This window comes from Ensifer sp. ENS03, from assembly GCF_014852035.1.
Classification (GTDB): Bacteria; Pseudomonadota; Alphaproteobacteria; order Rhizobiales; family Rhizobiaceae; genus Ensifer; species Ensifer adhaerens.
The window spans coordinates 148,243-166,206 of sequence record NZ_JACVAV010000011.1; the positions used below are offsets into that span (position 1 = coordinate 148,243).

The window sequence follows — 17,964 nt, forward strand, 5'->3', positions numbered from 1 at the left end:
ATCGGTCGCTCATCAACGGAGTTGAACTCACCGCCCCTATGTGCGGAGCGATGAGTTCTCTTTCAGGGCGTCATCACGCCAGCGCGGGCAGCAGTTGGTCGATGCTCTTCTTGGCGTCGCCGTAGAACATGCGGGTGTTGTCCTTGTAGAACAGCGGGTTCTCGATGCCGGAGTAACCGGTTCCCTGGCCACGCTTGGAGACGAAGACCTGTTTGGCCTTCCAGACTTCGAGCACCGGCATGCCGGCGATCGGTGAGTTCGGATCCTCCTGGGCGGCCGGATTGACGATGTCGTTCGAGCCGATGACGATGACGACATCGGTTTCGTGGAAGTCTTCGTTGATCTCGTCCATCTCGAGCACGATGTCGTAGGGAACCTTCGCTTCGGCCAAAAGCACGTTCATGTGGCCCGGCAGACGTCCGGCGACCGGATGAATGGCAAAGCGCACGTTCTTGCCGGCCGCCCGCAGCTTGCGGGTGAGCTCGGAGACCGATTGCTGTGCCTGCGCCACCGCCATGCCGTAGCCCGGCACGATGATGACGCTGTCGGCGTCGTTAAGGGCTGCGGCCACGCCATCGGCATCAATGGCGATCTGCTCGCCGGTGATTTCCATTGCCGGACCCGTGGTCGCGCCGAAGCCGCCGAGGATGACCGACAGGAACGAGCGGTTCATCGCCTTGCACATGATGTAGGAGAGGATCGCGCCCGAGGAGCCGACCAGGGCGCCGGTGACGATCAACAGGTCGTTGCCGAGCGTGAAGCCGATAGCCGCGGCCGCCCAGCCGGAATAGCTGTTCAGCATCGACACGACCACCGGCATGTCGGCGCCACCGATGCCCATGATCAGGTGATAGCCGATGAAGAAGGCGGCGAGCGTCATGACAAGCAGCGTCCAGGTGCCGGCGCCATTGACGTAGAGCACCAGCAGCACGAGCGAGAGAAGGGCAGCACCGGCATTGAGCAGGTGACCGCCCGGCAGCTTCTTGGCCTTGCCGTCGACCTTGCCGGCAAGCTTGCCGAAGGCGATGACGGAGCCGGTGAAGGTGACAGCACCGATGAAGACGCCGAGGAAGACCTCGACCTTCATGATCGACAGTTCCACCGGTTCCTTGTGGGCAAGGATCGCGGCAAAGCCGGTCAATGCAGAGCGGGCCGCCGCATCGAGGCCGGCGACATCAGCCGCCTCGATATGGGCGTTGAAGCCGATGAAGACTGCGGCAAGACCGACGAAGGAATGGAGTGCTGCAACGAGTTGCGGCATCTCGGTCATCTGGACGCGGGAGGCGACGAAGTGGCCGAGCACGGCGCCGCCCGCGATCATCAGCGCGATGATGAACCAGTTGCCGACATCAGGTCCGAAGACCGTGGCGACAATGGCAAGCGCCATGCCCGTCATGCCGTACCAGACGGCGCGCTTGGCGCTTTCCTGGCCCGAAAGCCCGCCGAGCGAGAGGATGAAGAGGACGGCTGCCGCAATATAGGCGGCCGATACGATACCGATCATCATAATGTTTACCCCTGCCCGATCAGGATTTCTGGAACATGGCGAGCATGCGCCGCGTGACGAGGAAGCCGCCGACGATGTTGATCGTGGCGATCAGCACCGACAGCGCCGCAAGCAGCACCACCAGCCAGTTGCCAGACCCGATCTGCAGCAGCGCCCCGAGAATGACGATGCCGGAAACCGCGTTGGTGACGGCCATCAGCGGGGTGTGCAACGAATGCGAGACGTTCCAGATGACCTGGAAGCCGACGAAGCAGGCGAGCACGAAGACGACGAAGTGGCTCATGAAGGCAGGCGGAGCAAAGGCGCCGACCAAAAGCAGCAGCGCCGTGCCGACGGCGAGAAGCGTCAGCTGGCTCTTCGTCTGGGCCTTGAAGGCTGCGGCCTCGGTCGCACGCTTTTCCTCCGGCGTCGGCTCCTTCACCTTCTCCTTTGGTTTCTGCGCCGCGATCGCGGCGATCTTCGGCGGTGGCGGCGGATAGGTGATCGCACCCTCGAAGGTGACGGTCGCGCCACGGATGACGTCGTCCTCCATGTTGTGGACGAGCTTGCCGTCCTTGCCCGGCGTCAGGTCCGTCAGCATATGGCGGATATTGGTGGCATAGAGCGTGGACGCCTGCGCGGCCATGCGGCTCGGGAAATCGGTATAGCCGATGACGACGACGCCGTTGTCGGAGACGACCCGCTGATCGGCGACGGTCAGGTCGCAGTTGCCGCCACGCTCGGCCGCAAGATCGACCACCACCGATCCCGGCTTCATCGCGGCGACCATGTCGGCAAGCCAGAGTTTCGGTGCATCACGGCCGGGGATCAGCGCCGTGGTGATGACGATATCGATCTGAGGCGCAAGCTCGCGGAACTTGGCAAGCTGCTTCTCGCGGAACTCCGGCGAAGAGGGAGCCGCATAACCGCCGGTGGCAGCGCCATCCTGCTGACCGCCCCCCTCACCATCGGCAAAATCGAGATAGACGAACTCGGCTCCCATGCTCTCGATCTGTTCGGCGACCTCGGGACGCACGTCAAAGGCATAGGTCTGAGCACCAAGCGAGGTGGCGACACCGATCGCCGCAAGACCGGCGACGCCCGCACCGATCACCAGGACCTTGGCCGGCGGCACCTTGCCGGCGGCCGTCACCTGGCCGGTGAAGAAGCGGCCGAAATTGTTGCCGGCCTCGATCACCGCGCGATAGCCGGCGATATTGGCCATCGACGACAGCGCATCCATCTTCTGGGCGCGCGAAATGCGCGGGACCATGTCCATGGCGATGACGTTGGCGCCCTTTTCCCTGGCAAGCTCCAGAAGTTCGGCATTCTGGCCCGGATAGAAGAACGAGATCAGCGTCTTGTCCGCAGACAGATAAGCGACCTCGCTCGGCTCGGGCGGCCGTACCTTGGCGACCACATCTGCCGAAGCCCACAGCGCCTCTGCCGACGGGGCCACCTCGACGCCCACGGCCCGATAGGCATCATCGGAAAAACCGGCCGCAACGCCCGCGCCCGTCTCAATGATGCTGCTATAGCCAAGTTTCGCAAGTTGCACCGCGCTGTCAGGTGTCAGCGCCACGCGCGCCTCGCTTGCGGTTACCTCCCGCGGCGCGCCAATTTTAATCGCCATGCTTGTCTGTCCTCTCCTGCCGACTAGGCAATGCCTTGTCCCTCAACAATGCGACAGCAGAACAAGCAAACCTTGAGAGTACTGTCCAGTACGCTTTGCCGCGAATCCGTCCATTCTTGTCGCTTTTTAGTTTTCACTAATCGTTTTTATCGGCCAAGCACTCCAGCCGACCAGCCGCTCGGCCAACAATGGCCAACCAAAAGGGGACGGCGACGCCCCCATGAAGAGGGTGCTGCATCGGCTCCAGGGGGCCGCCGATTGCGTATGTGAAGCGACGTTTCACCAGAGAGAGGTCCCGAACCTGCGCGTGTTTCATGAAACGCTCATGCCGAGCCGCGACTGACAATCCGGCGCCTGGCGTCGACACGCTACGGGGCCGCTGCTGCAAGCCCTCCTTCGGAAGTTTTTATTTCAATGCCCTCGGCACGGCACGGCGACGCGGTCTCGCCGCGTGCCGCGCCGTGCGGCCCCTTGGGAGGACGTTCTAGTTGCGGCTTTCGTAGCTGCTCAGATTTGCAGGGGTGACGAGCTCGAACGTGAACGACCCGCGCGTCCACGCCCTCAAAGGGATTCGTCGACAATGACGACCGGTCGCCCCAGGGAGCAGGCCTCCACCCGCGCCTCGACGCGATAAACCGAGCGCAGCATATCCGCGGTGATGACGTCGTGGGTGGGGCCGCTCGCCAGCACCGACCCGCCACTGATGACGATCGTGTCGTTGCAATAGCGCAGCGCATGGTTCAGGTCGTGCAGCGCGATCAACACCGCCATACCCGACTGCGCCGACAAACGCTTCATGAAGCCAAGGACCTCGATCTGGCGAAAGAGATCGAGCGCCGAGGTCGGTTCGTCCATCAACAGCACTTCGGGCTTACGCACGAGAGCTTGCGCGATGGAGACGAGCTGGCGCTGGCCGCCTGAGAGCTCACCAAGGCCACGAAAGGCGAGATCGGCGATCCGGAGTTCGCCCAGCACTCGGTCGATCTCGGCGAGTTCGGCGTCCTTTACCTTCCAGCCTGAGCCTTGCTTGGCCGACAACAGCACCGACTCGTAGACGGTCAGCACGGCATTGGCGCCGGTATCCTGCGGCATGTAGCAGATGCCTTCGGACCCCTTGGCCGTATCGGACAGGTGGACAGTGCCGGGACCGGAGGTCAGGTTTGCTATGCGCTTGAACAGCGTCGACTTGCCGGCCGCATTAGGACCAATCACCGCCGTCAGGCCACCGCCGCGCAAGACACCGGTGTTGACATCTAAGAGCACCGTGCGCCGGCCATAATTCGCGCCGACCTTTTCCAGCGACAGGCTTACCATGCGCGCCTCCTGTTGGTGAAAATCAGCACGAAGAAGAAGGGCACGCCAACGAGCGCGGTGATGACTCCAATCGGCAGGACGGCACCCGGAATAATCATCTTGCTGACGACCGAAGTGACCGAAAGAAGGAGCGCGCCGCACAGCACAGAAGCTGGCAGGAAGAAGCGCTGATCCTCGCCGACCAGCATGCGTGCGATGTGCGGAGCGACGAGACCAACAAAGCCGATCGTGCCAACGAAAGAGACCGGGATCGCCGCAAGCAGGCTGACCGTCATCATTGCTTCGAGCCGGAGCCTTCGAACATTGATACCGAAGCTCGCAGCCTTATCGTCACCAAGCCGAAGCGCGGTCAGCGCCCAGGCGTGCCGTGCAAACAGCGGCAAGGCGAACAGCAGCACGGCGCCGGTGATCCAGACCTTTGGCCAGGTTGCCTTGGTGAGACTGCCCATCGTCCAGAAGACGACGGCGGCCAGCGCCTGTTCGGAGGCGAGATATTCGAGCAGCGACAGCGCGGCATTGAAGGTGAAGACGAGCGCAATGCCGAGTAGGACAATCGTTTCGACCGTAACGCCGCGCATGGTGGAGGCGAAATGGATGAAGAGCGCCGCAAGCATTGCCATCAGGAAGGCATTGATCGGCACCATGTATTGGACGGCGACGGGAAAAACCGCCACGCCGGCAACGAGACCGAGGGCCGCACCGAAGCCGGCAGCAGCGGAAATGCCGAGCGTGAATGGACTTGCCAGTGGATTGGCAAGGATCGTCTGCATCTGCGCGCCTGCGACCGACAATGAGGCACCCACCGTCACGGCCATCAGGGCGATCGGCATGCGAATGTCCCAGATCACCACCCGGAGCTGGTCGCTTACAGTTTCCGGTCGAAAGAGCGCGGTCAGCACATCCGCGAGTGGATAGTTCGCAGGCCCGAGAGCCATGTCGACTGCAACCGACGCAAAGAGCGCGACGATGAGGCAGAAGATCAACACCAAGCGGCGCAAAACGAGAGAGCGGTAGCGCCCTCGCCCTTCAACGCCGGATACTTGTTCGGTCATGGCAACCATCATTCACCACTCTTTGGAAGCGAGGCGAAGTAACCCGCGCGGTAGGTCACCGGCAGAAACTTCTCATGGAACTCGCGGAAAGTCCGGTCCGGGTCTATGTCGGCAAAGAGCTCCGGATGGAACCACTTGGCAAACTGCTGGATCGGAATGAACTCGTAAGGGGCGCCGTAGAACTGATGCCAGACGGCATGCACATTGCCCTCCTTCACCGCCTTCAGGCCGGGAAAGCCCGGGCGCTGCATAAGGCCGCGCAGGCGATCTTCTGCCGCCGCCGCATCGGCGCCGCGTCCGACGCTAACGAACTGGTTGAGATCGGATTCCGCCGACCAGTTACTGCCGGTGATAATGACATGATCCGGATCGCTGACGATCAGCTGCTCAGGATTGAGGTCGCCGAAGGTCCCCTTGATGACGTCAGAACCGATATTGTGGCCGCCGGCCTCTTCCACCATTTTGCCGAAGTTGGCCGGACCGAAGGTGCGGCAGCAGACAACGTCGCCGGTGATGCCGGGAGAGCGCTCGATGAAGACTTTCGGCCGCGCAAATTCCCCCGCCTTCTTGAGGCGGTCCGTCACCAGCGCGATTTGAGCATTGCGATAGTCGATGAATTCGCGGGCCTTCGCTTCGGCACCGAAGAGCTGGCCGAGGATTTCGACCGATTTTTCGCTATTGGCGGCAGGATCCACGCGGAAATCGAGATAGACGACGGCAATGCCGGCGGCAGCGGCCTTTTCGATGAAGCCCGATTCTTCGACCGCCTGCTGCGCTTCGAGATTGAGCGTCAGAACGTCAGGCTTGAGCGCAATCGCTGCCTCGAGGCTGAAATCGCCCGAAGGGATATAGCCGAACCGCGGCAGTTTCTCGATTTCGGGGAAGCGCTCCACATAGGCAGCGTAGGAGTCCGGATCCTTCTTCAAAAGATCATCGCGCCAACCGACGATCGTGTCGAAGACATGCTCGCCCTTCAGCGCTGCGGCCACGTGGATCTGCCGCGCCTCGCCCAACAGGACGCGCTTGGCCGGAAGCGCAATTTCGACCCGACGGCCGGTGACGTCGACGATTTCAGCCGCACTGGCGGGCAAAGCCGCCAATACCAAGGCTGCGACCATCGCCGACGCGATTTTCCCGAAGATCGACATTCTCATTCCTTTTTAGTTGCGACGCCGGAGTCCTCCCCTCCTCCAGCTATCGAACCGCTTACTTGGCTGACGTCAGCGAGACGAAGTAGCCGCTCTTGTAGGGAAGCGGCAGGAAGCGCTCATGCAACTCCTTGAACGTCGCCTCCGGGTCGAGGTCCGCGAAGAGATCCGGGTGCAGCCACTTGGCGATCTGCTGGATGGCCACGAACTGGTAGGGATTGTTGTAGAACTGGTGCCAGATGGCGTGAACCTGGCCGTCTTTCACGGCTTCAACGCCGGTGAAAGCCGGGCGCTTGGTCAGGTTTTCGAGCTTGCGGGCCGCTTCCTTCTCATCGGCGCCATAGCCGACGCCAACCCAGGCACCACCCGGCACATAACCCTGCCAGTTGCCGCCGGTGATGATGATCTGATCGGGATTGGCAGCGATGATCTGCTCCGGATTGACCACGCCGAAGGTGCCGGGAATGATGTCCTTTGCCATGTTTACGCCGCCGGCGAACTCGACCATCTTGCCGAAGTTCTCGTTACCGAAAGACATGCAGCAATCGTCGGAGTAACCACCGGCGCGTTCGACAAAAACGAGCGGCTTCTTCGGATTGGCCTTCGCCAAAACGTTTGTCACCTTGGCGATGCTCTCGGCGCGAAACTTGATGAACTCCTCGGCCTTCTCTTCCTTTCCCAAAAGCTTGCCCATCACGCGCATGCTCGGCTCGGTGTTTTCCATCGGCTTTTCGCGGAAATCGACGTAGACGAGCGGGATACCGACCTTGGCGAGCTTCTCGATGTAGCCAGCCTCCTCCGTCGCCGTCTTGGCGTCGACGTTCATCAGAACGACATCGGGTTTCAAGGCAACCGCCTGCTCGATGTCGAAGGTGCCATCCTTCATGCCGCCGAAGGTCGGCAGCTTGGCAATGCCAGGGTTCTTCGCGAGATAGGCGGCATAGCTTTCAGGGTCTGCCTTTGCCAGATCATCGCGCCAGCCGACGACGCGCTTGAACGGCTCGTCGCGGTCGAGCGCGCCGAGGAAATAGATCTGCCGCCCTTCGCCGAGAATCACGTGCTCGACGGGTACGTTGACCTCGACATCTCGGCCCGTGACATCCTTCAACGTCACGACATCAGCGAGGGCTGCCGTAGAAAAAAGCACGCAAAGGCTTGCGGCGGCCGCAGCCACCCTGTTGAAAAACCGCATTGTTTTAGCTCCGCTGGAAAATTCAGGCGATCTAATGTTTCATGACTTTATTAGTCAACATTTATCTTTTAGAACGCCTCCAAACAGGAACGAGCGGTATCGACATGAGCGATGTGACGGAGCGGCAGAACTACAACCTGCGCGATGAAATCAAGGCCTACTGGTCGGACCGCGCGGCTACCTTCGATCTGTCCCCGGGCCACGAGATCTTCTCGGAGGAAGAACGCGCGGCCTGGCATCAACTGTTTCTCCGTCACCTTGGGCCGGGCGCAGGGCGTGCCGCGCTCGATCTTGCGAGCGGCACCGGCGTCATCTCGCATCTTCTCGATGAACTCGACTTCAAGGTGCAGGGCCTCGACTGGGCCGAGCCGATGCTCGAACGCGCCAGGGATAAGGCGCGCAAGCGCGGGCGAGCGATCCGCTTCGCCCTCGGCGACGCCGAAAATACCATGGAGCCCGACAACCACTACGATGTAATCGTCAACCGGCATCTGGTCTGGACGCTCGTGGACCCGGCCGCAGCCTTTGGCGAATGGCTACGGGTCCTGAAGCCCGGCGGCATGTTGCTGATCGTCGATGGCGACTTCGTCAATACAACCGCGCTCGAGCGGCTGTTCTCCAAGCTCAGCACATGGGGACAGCGCCTCGGCCTGTTCAAGGCTGAGACGCCAACCGGTTCCCCGCAGATGACGGCGACGCACCGCAGCATCCTCTCCCGCGTGCATTTCGCACAAGGCGCCCGCGCCGAGGCCGTCGTCGCGCTGTTGCGCGAGGCCGGCTTCACCGAGATTACGATCGACAGGGACCTTCGCGAAATCCATCGCACCCAGGCCGCGAATTGGAACCTTTTCAAGGGCTTGGCGCGACAGTCGCAGCATCGCTACGCCATTCGCGCGACGAAACCTTAGGGCCGAGGCAAACCCTACGCAGTCAGTGACTGTGTTCATGCGCAAAACGACCGGGCTCACGACTGCGCAATCTCGCTGCCAATCCGCAGGACCTCCGAGATTAAAAGGTTCAGGTCGTCCGGGCGGGTGCGATGATTGCAGATCGCCGCGCGCAGGCAATGCTTGCCCCGGATCGTCGTGTCGGAAAGCGCCGCCACGCCGGTTTCCTGCAGGCGCAGCATGATCTCGAGGTTGGTCTCCTTCAGTCGCTCCTCATTTAGACCTTCGGGCGCATAGCGGAAGCAGACGATGTTGATCTCCGGTTCAACGATGAGTTCCAGAGGCGGATTCGAACGGACGAGATCGGCGAGGAAGGCGGCCTGCGCGACGTTCTGGTCGATCAGCCGGCCGAACTTGGCGATGCCGTGCTCCATCAGCGCCATCCAGACCTTCAGCGCCACGAAGCCGCGACTGGTCTGAAAGCCGAATTCGTGCAGCCACTGACCGGAGGCGATGCCACGCGGCATGCCCTGCAGAAACTCCGGCGACACCGCAAAGGTTTCCCGGTGCTTTGCCCGGTCCCGGACAAGCGCGCAACCGACTTCGAACGGGGCATGCAGCCATTTGTGCGGGTCGAGCGCGACGGAATCCGCCCGCTCGATGCCCTTGACGCGCCAGGCGTTCTCGGGCGCGATCGAAAGCAGCGCTCCGATACACCCGTCTACGTGGAACCACAGGTTCTCCTCCGCGGCGATCCCGGCCAAGGCGGTGAGATCGTCTACTGCACCGGAATTGACCGTACCGGCAGTACCAATGACGCAGGCAGGCCTGAAGCCCCGCCCGCGATCCTCGGCGATCGCCGCGCGAAGCGCCTCAAGGTCGATGCGGTATCGGGAATCGGTCGGGATCCGTCTAAGTGCCTTGTTGCCGAGGCCGAGCGTCTCGACCGCCTTGCGATGGCAGGAATGAACCTGATCCGAGGCGTAGAAGCGCATGGGTTCCGTGAGGGCCGCAACGCCCTCTTCGCGCAGATCGATGCCCGCCATGGCGTTGCGGGCAACCGTCAGCCCGACGAGGTTGGCCACCGAACCGCCGCTGACCAGCGTGCCGCTCGCTGCCTCGGGAAAGCCGATCATGTCGCGCAGCCATCCGACGACCTGCTGGTCGACGAGGGCAGCGGCATGGCGTCCGCCCCCGAGATTGGAACCCTGGATCGCTGCGAGAAAATCGCCGAGCGCCCCGGTGAAGTTGCCGGAGCCCATGTACCAGGACCAGAACCGTGGATGGATGTTGCCCATTGGATAGGCGAGCACCGTGTCCTTCACCTGTCGGTACACGTCCTCGAGGGGCGTCGGCCGATCCGGGACCGGCGCCTGGTACAGCGCTTCGATCTCGTCCGGCAGCGGTTGCCAGACCGGACGGTCGCGCACGCGGCCGAGATGGCCGACGGCATCGTCGATGATCCGGTGGGCGAGCGCCGAGACGGACGACCAATCGGGTGGGTCGAGGGTCTCGAGCGTAGCCAGGAGTTCCGGTTGCGTGAAGGCTCCCACGCTTTGCCTCGGTGATCGCGCTCCCATCGTTCCTCTCCCTATTCGGCGGCGAGCTGGAAGCCGGGCGTGGATCGCGACAGCTCCATCTCCTCGTCATCCATGTCCGCCGGGATCGTTTCGAACAGCGGCGTCGACAGATAGCGCTCCCCTGTGTCAGGCAGCATGCACAGGATCACCGAGCCGGCCGGCGCGTGCTCCGCGATCTGGCGCGCAACGCCGAAGGTCGCGCCGCCCGAAACGCCAGTGAAGATGCCCTCTTTCTGTGCGAGCGCCTTGGCCCATTCCATCGCCTTCGGACCGGCAATGGGGACGAGTTCGTCATAGTAGCGGTTGTCAATCGCCTCCTGCAGGACGTCGGGTATGAAGTCCGGGGTCCAGCCCTGGATCGGATGCGGCTCGAAGGCGGGATGGCTGGCGGCCGGCGCACCGCCCGTTCCGCGCTGTTGCGCATGACCGCTGCCGAGCAACTGCGCGTTGGCGGGCTCGGCAAGCACGATCTTCGTCTCCGGACGCTCACGCCGCAGCACCCGGGAGACGCCAACCACCGTGCCGCCGGTACCGTAGCCTGTGACGAAGTAATCAAGACGGGAGCCGGCAAAGTCGTTGACGATTTCCCGGCCGGTCGTCGCCTCGTGGATCGCGGCGTTGGCTGTGGTCTCGAACTGCCGGGCGAGGAACCATCCGTTCTTCTCTGCGAGTTCGATCGCCTTGCGATACATGCCCAGGCCCTTCTCGGCGCGCGGCGTCAGAACGACCTTGGCGCCCAGCATGCGCATCAGCCGGCGGCGCTCGACGGAGAAGCTATCGGCCATGGTGACAACCAGCGGATAGCCTTTTTGCGCACAGACCATCGCCAGTCCGATGCCGGTGTTACCGCTGGTGGCCTCGACTACGGTCTGTCCGGGCTTCAGCTTGCCTGTGCGCTCGGCCTCCTCGATGATCGCAATCGCCAGCCTGTCCTTCACCGACGAAGCCGGATTGAAGAACTCCGCCTTGACATAGATGGTCGCGTTGCCGACCCCGAGATTGTTGACGCGGATCGCCGGCGTGTCGCCGATCGTCTCCAGCACGCTGTCGAAAAGCCGCCCGCGGCCGCTCGTGGTTCTCAGTCCAGAATTGTTTGGCATGGGTCCTCTCACTCTTCCGGATGCTAGGTTCGGCGAGGGATGCTAAAGTGCTGGCGTGGGAGCCGGCGTGGGAGTGCGCATGGAAACGGATGGCCCGGACGTGGTTTTTTCGGCAAAGGAGCTGGAACTGCGGCTGCTCGGGCCGATGAAACTCATGCGCCGCGGGGTGGCCGTGCCGTTACCGCCGTCGCGCAAGGTGCGCGCGCTGCTCGCTTATCTGGCCCTGACGCCAGGTTCGGTTCCTCGGGAACGGCTCTGCCATCTGCTCTGGCAAGTGCCGAGCGATCCGCGCGGTGAATTGCGCTGGAGCCTGAGCAAAATCCGCTTGCTCATGGACACGGATGGCCGCAAGCGCGTGATCACGGCTAACGACCGGATTTCACTCGATCTCGAAGACTGTGACATCGACGCACGCCACATCCAGGAAGCAAGGCGGCGCGGTATCGGAAACCTCGATCTGGAGGCGTTGCGGCCGATTGCTGGACGATGCGGAGGCGATCTGCTCGAAGGGGTCGAGATCGACAATAGCCCTGCCTTCGAGCACTGGCTGACATCGGTGCGGAGCGAGTTTCGCCTATACGCGCTGGAGATCGCGGCAGAAATCGGCAAGAAAACACCCGTCGGCGGTGAGGACGGCTTGCCGGCAGCCCGGCAATGGCTCGACCTCGCGCCGCTCGACGCAGACGCAAATCTCCGCTTCCTGGCGGAACTGTCCCGCAGGCGGATGGGCGACGCCTGCAACCGGCATCTCGATGCGGCAGCGCGCCTCTTTGCCGATGAGGGCGAGGACTTCGCGCCGATCCGAGAGGCATGGGAACGCCTCAGGCCCCTGTCCCGACAACCGGCGGTCGTCGTCGTTTCTGACGGTGTTGGCAGACCTTCCGAGCCCATCCACGTGACGGTCGCGCGCCGCGCCTCGATTGCCGTCATGCCGTTCCGCGAACTTGTCGCGGGCGGGGCGGGCCGGAACGATCTCGGCAGCGCGGTCGCGCATGACGTCATCAGCAAGCTGGCGCGCCTGCGCAGTCTCTTCGTTATTGCCCGAGGCTCTGTTTTTGCCATCGCTGGCGAAGGGCTCGAACTGCCGGAAATCGGCCGCCGGCTCGGCGTCGACTATGTCGCCACCGGCTTCCTGGAACAGCACGAACTCGGGATCGCCGTGAACGTGGAGGTCGCAGAGGCGGCCACCGCCCATATCGTCTGGACTGAGAGGTTCGAGGCGCGCGCGGCCGAGCACTTTGCCGTCGTCGACGAGATCAGCAACAGCATCGTGTCGTCGATCGCCGCTGAAATCGAGAACGAAGAGCGCAACCGCGCGATCCTGAAGCCTCCGGATTCGCTCGACGCCTGGGAGGCCTATCATCGCGGCCTCTGGCACATGTTTCGCTTCACCGCCGAGGAAAACGAGCGCGCCGCCGAGTTCTTCCGCCTTTCGACACGCCTCGATCCAACCTTCTCACGCGCCCATGCAGGGCTGTCCTTCACCCACTGGCAAAGGGCATTCCAGCGCTGGGGCGACCGCGACGGCGAGACCCGGGACGCGCTCAAGGCCGCCGGGCAGAGCCTCTTGGTTGACGATCAGAACCCCGCCGCGCATTGGTCGATGGGGCGTGCCCTCTGGCTGACCGGAGACCACGACCAGGCGGTGCGCGAACTGGAGCACTCGGTCCATCTCAGCCCCAACTTCGCCCTCGGCCACTACGCGCTCTCCTTCGTGCACGCGCAGTCCGGCGACCCCGCAGCGGCGATCACCGCATCCGATTACTCGCGGCTTTTGAGCCCCTACGACCCGCTGCTGTTCGGCATGCTCGGCACCCGCGCGATTGCCCTCATCCGGCTGGACGCCTTCGAGGAGGCTGCAGACTGGGCGATCAAGGCGGCAGCCCGCCCGAACGCGCATGTGCACATCCTCGCGATCGCAGCCCATTGTCTTGCGCTCGCCGGACGCCTCAGTGAGGCTCGCAGCTACGCGGCCCGCATCCGCCTGCAGAACCCGGATTACCGGACGGACAATTTCCTCGACGCCTTCCACTTCACACCCGACGTCATCGCCCGATATCGCCAAGTGGCGGCCTTGATCGGGCTGGCGACCTGAGTGATCGGTGCCGGCCAAATTCGCCTGCGTGTCTTAGAGCCGCTGGAGAAGGCGGTAGCGTTCAAGGATTTCAGCGATCTGTTCGTCCTGTGCCTTGTTTGGCAGAAGTGCTGGCTGTCGGCTTGCGCCGACAGATGCATCCTGCAGGTAGAGGGCGCGCTTGACCATCGCCGGGGCAAAGCCGAGTGCATAGAGGTCGGTCCGAAAGGCAGCAAAGGTTGCCTGCTGCTTCTGCGCTTCGACAACGTCGCCGGCATTGAAGGCCTTCAAGATACCTGCAAGTACATCCGGCATGGCGTTGCCGAGGCCCGAGATGCAGCCAGCCGCACCATTCTGCAGTGCCCAGAGCACGAGATGATCGGGGCCGGAGTAGACTTCGAAACCATCGACCTCGTTGGCAACCTGCAGATAGGCTTCCAGCGTTTCTTTCGCACCGCCGGAATCCTTGATGCCGGCAATGTTGCCGTGGCCGGCAAGGGCGCGCGCCGTGTCGGGCTCGATATGGTTCTGCGTGCGGGCGGGTATGTCATAGAGGTAGACTGGCGTCTTCACGGCATCGGCGACGGTCGAGAAATGACGGACAAGGCCATCCTGGGTGCAGGCAATGAAGAACGGCGTGATCACTGCGATCCCGTCGACGCCGATCCGGTCGAATTCTCGGGCGAGCTTTACCGTCTCGAAGGTGGCCGGCATGCCGGCATTGACGATCACCTTGACGCGGCCGCCGACCTCGTCGACCACCTCCTCCGTGAGGCGCACCTTTTCCTCGTATGTCAGCGCGGTGAAGTCACCGTTGGTTCCGGCGCACATGATGTTGTTGCCGGATGCGACCTGTCGGCGGACCTGGGCGCGCGTCGCCTGGTAGTTAATGGTCTCGTCCTCGTTGAAGCAGGTCACGAGGGCGACGAAGGCTTGCTTGGTCATGCGGATTTTCCTCTCAATGGACGGCGCCTCAGGACGCGCGCTGAAGACGGGCGGCGCGATGAGCGGCCTGGACGTCGGGATCGGGGTCGAGGCCGGCTGCAAGCAGCGCACGCGTATAGTCTTGCTGCGGCGCGTCGAACACCTCGCGCACCGTGCCAAGCTCGACGATGTTGCCCTTCTGCATGACCATGACGTGGTCGGCAAAGTCGCGCACCACCGGCAGATCGTGGGCGATGAAGATAAAGGCGATGCCCATTTCCTTGCGCAGCCGGTCGAGCAGCGCGATCACCTGCGCCTGCACCGAAACGTCAAGCGCCGAGACCGCCTCGTCGCAGATGATCAGCTGCGGCTCGAGTGCGAGTGCGCGGGCAATTGCGATGCGTTGGCGCTGGCCGCCGGAAAACTGATGTGGGTAGCGGCCCATGTGCTCCGGGCCGAGACCGACCTGCACAAGCAGATCAGCCACCCGCTCGCGCCATTTCGCCTTGGGCAAGATATCCGGATGAATGACCCAGGCCTCGGAAATGAGCTGGTAAACGGTCATACGCGGATTGAGCGACTGCGTCGGGTCCTGGAAGACCATCTGCAGGTCGCGGCGCAGCTTGTAGAGTTCGGCCGGCGACATGGTGAAGAGGTCGCGGCCCTTCCACAAGGCGCTGCCACTATCCGGTTCGTCGAGGCGAAGCAGGATGCGCGCCAGCGTCGACTTGCCTGACCCGCTCTCGCCGACGACGGCCATGGTCTCGCCGGGCATGAGGTCAAAGGACAGGCCCTTCAGCGCCTCGAAGGAGCCATAGCGTTTGCGCACGTCGCGAACTGAAAGAACGGGTTCGGCGCGAGCGGCTGGCACATGCATCTCGCCCTTGCCTGGAGCGGCGGCAATCAGCTTTTTGGTATAGGGATGCTGCGGGTTCTTGTAGACTTCGCGCACCGTGCCGGCTTCGACCAGGACGCCTTTTTCCATCACCACCACGCGATCGGCGATCTCCGCGACCACGCCGAGGTCGTGGGTGATGATGAGGACCGCCATGCCGGTCTCTCGCTGCAATTCCTCAAGCAGCGCGAGCACTTCGGCCTGCACGGTGACGTCGAGCGCCGTCGTCGGCTCATCGGCGATCAGGAGATCTGGCCTGAGTGCCAATGCCATCGCAATCATGACGCGCTGGCGCTGGCCGCCGGAGAATTCGTGCGGATATTTGTCGAGCGAGCGCTCAGGGTCGGGGATGCCGACCCGGGTCAACAGCCGCAACGCCTCGGAAGCGGCTTTCGCGGCGTCGGTCCCGTGGGTGGTGAGCGCCTCGCGGATCTGCCAGCCCACGGTATAGACCGGGTTGAGATGGCTCAGCGGGTCCTGGAAGATCATGGCGATACGGCGCCCGTTGACCTTTCGCCTTTCCTGCGCCGGCATTGTCAGCAGGTCGACGCCGTCGAGCAGGATCTCGCCCGAGCTGATGCGTCCCGGCGGCATGTCGATCAGGTTCATGATCGCCGAGGAGGAGACCGACTTACCGGATCCGCTCTCGCCAAGGATTGCGAGCGTCTCGCCACGGTCGAGATGGTAGGAGATATTGCGGACCGCTTTCACGACGCCGACTGCGGTGTGGAATTCGACCGACAGGTCGCGAACTTCCAGGAGATGGTCAGCCATTCTTGCGACCTTTCATTTCAAGACGCCAGCGCTGCACTGGGTCGAGCGCGATGCGCAGCCAGTTCGACAAGAGGTTTAGCGACATGGTGGTAAGGATGATCGCAAGGCCGGGCCAGAACGAAAGCCACCATGCGTTGGTGAGGTACTGACGTCCCTGCGAGATCATCAGGCCCCAGGTGATTTCCGGCGGCTGGATGCCGATACCGAGGAACGAAAGCGCGCTTTCGGCCAGCATCACATAGGCGAAGTCGAGCGTCGCAAGCGTCGTCAGCGTCGGCAGCACGACAGGCAGAATGTGGCGGAACAGGATGCGCTTGCTTGATGCGCCCATCACGCGCGCGGCCTGCACGAACATGCGTTCACGGATTTCCAGCACTTCGGCGCGTGTGGTTCGCAGGTAAACCGGGATGCGTGTGATCGCCAGCACCAGCATGAGGTTCAGGATCGACGAGCCGAGAATATAGAGAACGATGACTGCGATCAGCAGCGACGGAAAGGACATGATCACGTCCGCGAGCCGCATGATGATCTGATTGACGCGCGGCGAGGAAAAGCCGGCGACAAGGCCGAGGAAGGTGCCGACGGTTGCTGAAAGCGCGACGGCACCGGCGGCCACCATCAGCGTGTTCTGGGTGGCAACGATGATGCGGGCAAGCAGCGGCCGCCCGAGGGCATCGGCCCCCATCCACCAGACCCAGCCGCGCTCCCAGTCGAAAGGCACGGCGTTGCGGCCTCTAAGGTTCTGTTTGGTCGCGAGATCGCCGAGCCAGGTCGGCCCGATGATTGCGATGATGAGAACGAAAAGCAGGAAGATCGCGGCGCAAAGCGCGAATTTGTCGGCAAGCAGCATGCGGAACATGCGGGTGGCAAAGCGCGGTTCTTCGGTAACAACGGTATCGGCGGTCTGCAGGGTCATGGTCCCCTCCTCAGTGCCGGATGCGCGGATCGAGCAGCGCGTAGGCCAGATCGATCAGCAGGTTCATGAGGAAGATCGCCAGCGCCGTGACGAGGATGGCGGCGAGCACGACGTTGAAATCGCGCTGCAAGATGGAATCGATCATCAGCTTGCCGACGCCCGGAAACCCGAAGATCGTCTCGACGATTACCGCGCCGTTCAAAAGGCTCGCGGCCTGGTCGCCAATGACGGTGATGACCGGCAGCATGGCGTTGCGCAGCGCATGCACGAAGATGATCGGCCCGGATTTGACGCCCTTGGCGCGCGCCGTCTTCACATAGGCCGAAGAAAGCGCCCCGATCATCGAGCCGCGCACCACCTGGACGATGATGCCGAAAGGCCGGATGAACAGAACCGAGATCGGCAGGATCCAATGAAGCAGCGACCCCGTGCCCGAAGTCGGTAGCCAGGCGAGGTTTACCGAAAAGACGACGATCGCGACGATGGCGATCCAGAAATCGGGAACGGAAGCGCCGACCAGCGAGATCAGCGAGGAGAGCCGATCGAAGAAGCCTCCAGCGCGGAAGGCGGCAAGCGAACCGACGACGATCGCAGCACCAGCGACCAGCGTCATGGTGATGACTGCGAGCCAGAGCGTCCAGGTGAAGGCCTCAAGCACCACGTCCAGAGCAGGACGCGCCTTGCGCAGGGATTCGCCAAAATCGCCGGTGACGACGTCGCTGACATAGCGTCCGAACTGCACCAGCATTGGATCGTTCAAGCCATGCAGCTCGCGGAATTGCGCCTTCATCTCTGCGGAGGCTTCGACCGGCAGGAACAAGGCGGCCGGATCACCTGTCAACCGCGACAGGAAGAAGACCATGACGAGCAGCCCGACGAGCGAGATCAGACTGGCCACGGCGCGTTTTCGAACGAATTTCAGCATGGCGCCCTCGAAGAAATCCGGCGGCGGGATCAGCCCACCGCCTTGATTGCTGTTGTGACTGGCG

General features: G+C 62.9%; 14 protein-coding genes. 2 read left to right on the forward strand and 12 right to left on the reverse strand.

The genetic code is table 11. The features are described 5' to 3' along the window. Window positions 1-73: 73 nt before the first annotated feature. From IB263_RS29065 to IB263_RS29090, 6 genes are all read right to left on the reverse strand, one after another. Entirely contained in the window at window positions 74-1,507 is a 1,434-nt protein-coding gene (locus IB263_RS29065; protein WP_060580786.1) for an NAD(P)(+) transhydrogenase (Re/Si-specific) subunit beta, read from the reverse strand. Window positions 1,508-1,526: 19 nt separating this feature from the next. Next, window positions 1,527-3,113 carry a Re/Si-specific NAD(P)(+) transhydrogenase subunit alpha gene (locus IB263_RS29070; RefSeq protein ID WP_112985060.1) on the reverse strand — a complete coding sequence of 529 codons (1,587 nt, stop codon included), beginning with the start codon at window positions 3,111-3,113 and terminating at the stop codon, window positions 1,527-1,529. A 567-nt stretch (window positions 3,114-3,680) separates the two neighbouring features. Further along, window positions 3,681-4,433: an ABC transporter ATP-binding protein gene (locus tag IB263_RS29075; protein WP_060518046.1), complete on the reverse strand. Its 753-nt coding sequence runs from the start codon at window positions 4,431-4,433 to the stop codon at window positions 3,681-3,683. Then, window positions 4,427-5,494, reverse strand: a complete 1,068-nt coding sequence (locus tag IB263_RS29080; RefSeq protein WP_226020927.1) for an iron ABC transporter permease — start codon at window positions 5,492-5,494, stop codon at window positions 4,427-4,429. Before IB263_RS29080 ends, IB263_RS29075 begins: the two co-directional genes overlap by 7 nt. Continuing rightward, window positions 5,494-6,633 (reverse strand): ABC transporter substrate-binding protein, encoded by a 1,140-nt coding sequence (locus IB263_RS29085; protein ID WP_112985015.1) that lies wholly within the window; start codon window positions 6,631-6,633, stop codon window positions 5,494-5,496. The genes IB263_RS29080 and IB263_RS29085 overlap by 1 nt, the downstream gene beginning before the upstream one ends. Before the next feature lie 58 nt (window positions 6,634-6,691). After that, complete coding sequence (locus IB263_RS29090) at window positions 6,692-7,825, reverse strand: ABC transporter substrate-binding protein (protein WP_112985014.1); 1,134 nt, start codon at window positions 7,823-7,825, stop codon at window positions 6,692-6,694. 104 nt (window positions 7,826-7,929) lie between these two features. On the opposite strand from IB263_RS29090, the gene IB263_RS29095 reads away from it, so the two are divergent. Beyond that, window positions 7,930-8,733, forward strand: coding sequence for a class I SAM-dependent methyltransferase (locus IB263_RS29095; protein ID WP_034796179.1), 804 nt, complete (start codon window positions 7,930-7,932; stop codon window positions 8,731-8,733). A 56-nt stretch (window positions 8,734-8,789) separates the two neighbouring features. Here the strand turns inward: IB263_RS29095 and IB263_RS29100 are convergent, their stop codons facing one another. Both IB263_RS29100 and IB263_RS29105 read right to left on the reverse strand, forming a co-directional pair. After that, on the reverse strand, window positions 8,790-10,292 hold the full coding sequence (locus IB263_RS29100) for an aspartate aminotransferase family protein (RefSeq protein ID WP_112985012.1): 1,503 nt from the start codon (window positions 10,290-10,292) through the stop codon (window positions 8,790-8,792). Window positions 10,293-10,303: 11 nt separating this feature from the next. Continuing rightward, window positions 10,304-11,392 (reverse strand): PLP-dependent cysteine synthase family protein, encoded by a 1,089-nt coding sequence (locus IB263_RS29105; RefSeq protein ID WP_060518054.1) that lies wholly within the window; start codon window positions 11,390-11,392, stop codon window positions 10,304-10,306. Between the two features lie 79 nt (window positions 11,393-11,471). Between IB263_RS29105 and IB263_RS29110 the strand changes: the two genes are divergently transcribed. Further along, window positions 11,472-13,487 (forward strand): transcriptional regulator, encoded by a 2,016-nt coding sequence (locus IB263_RS29110; protein ID WP_112985011.1) that lies wholly within the window; start codon window positions 11,472-11,474, stop codon window positions 13,485-13,487. 33 nt (window positions 13,488-13,520) lie between these two features. Here the strand turns inward: IB263_RS29110 and IB263_RS29115 are convergent, their stop codons facing one another. Genes IB263_RS29115 through IB263_RS29130 form a run of 4 tightly spaced genes read right to left on the reverse strand, consistent with a single transcriptional unit; the run spans window position 13,521 to window position 17,900 of the window. Beyond that, a complete protein-coding gene (locus tag IB263_RS29115; RefSeq protein WP_112985010.1) occupies window positions 13,521-14,411 on the reverse strand; it encodes a dihydrodipicolinate synthase family protein in 891 nt (296 codons plus the stop codon). Between the two features lie 28 nt (window positions 14,412-14,439). Continuing rightward, entirely contained in the window at window positions 14,440-16,059 is a 1,620-nt protein-coding gene (locus IB263_RS29120) for an ABC transporter ATP-binding protein (RefSeq protein WP_112985009.1), read from the reverse strand. After that, window positions 16,052-16,975, reverse strand: a complete 924-nt coding sequence (locus IB263_RS29125; RefSeq protein WP_034796145.1) for an ABC transporter permease — start codon at window positions 16,973-16,975, stop codon at window positions 16,052-16,054. Before IB263_RS29125 ends, IB263_RS29120 begins: the two co-directional genes overlap by 8 nt. A 10-nt stretch (window positions 16,976-16,985) precedes the next feature. Beyond that, window positions 16,986-17,900 carry an ABC transporter permease gene (locus IB263_RS29130; protein WP_060603520.1) on the reverse strand — a complete coding sequence of 305 codons (915 nt, stop codon included), beginning with the start codon at window positions 17,898-17,900 and terminating at the stop codon, window positions 16,986-16,988. Between the last annotated feature and the right edge of the window lie 64 nt (window positions 17,901-17,964).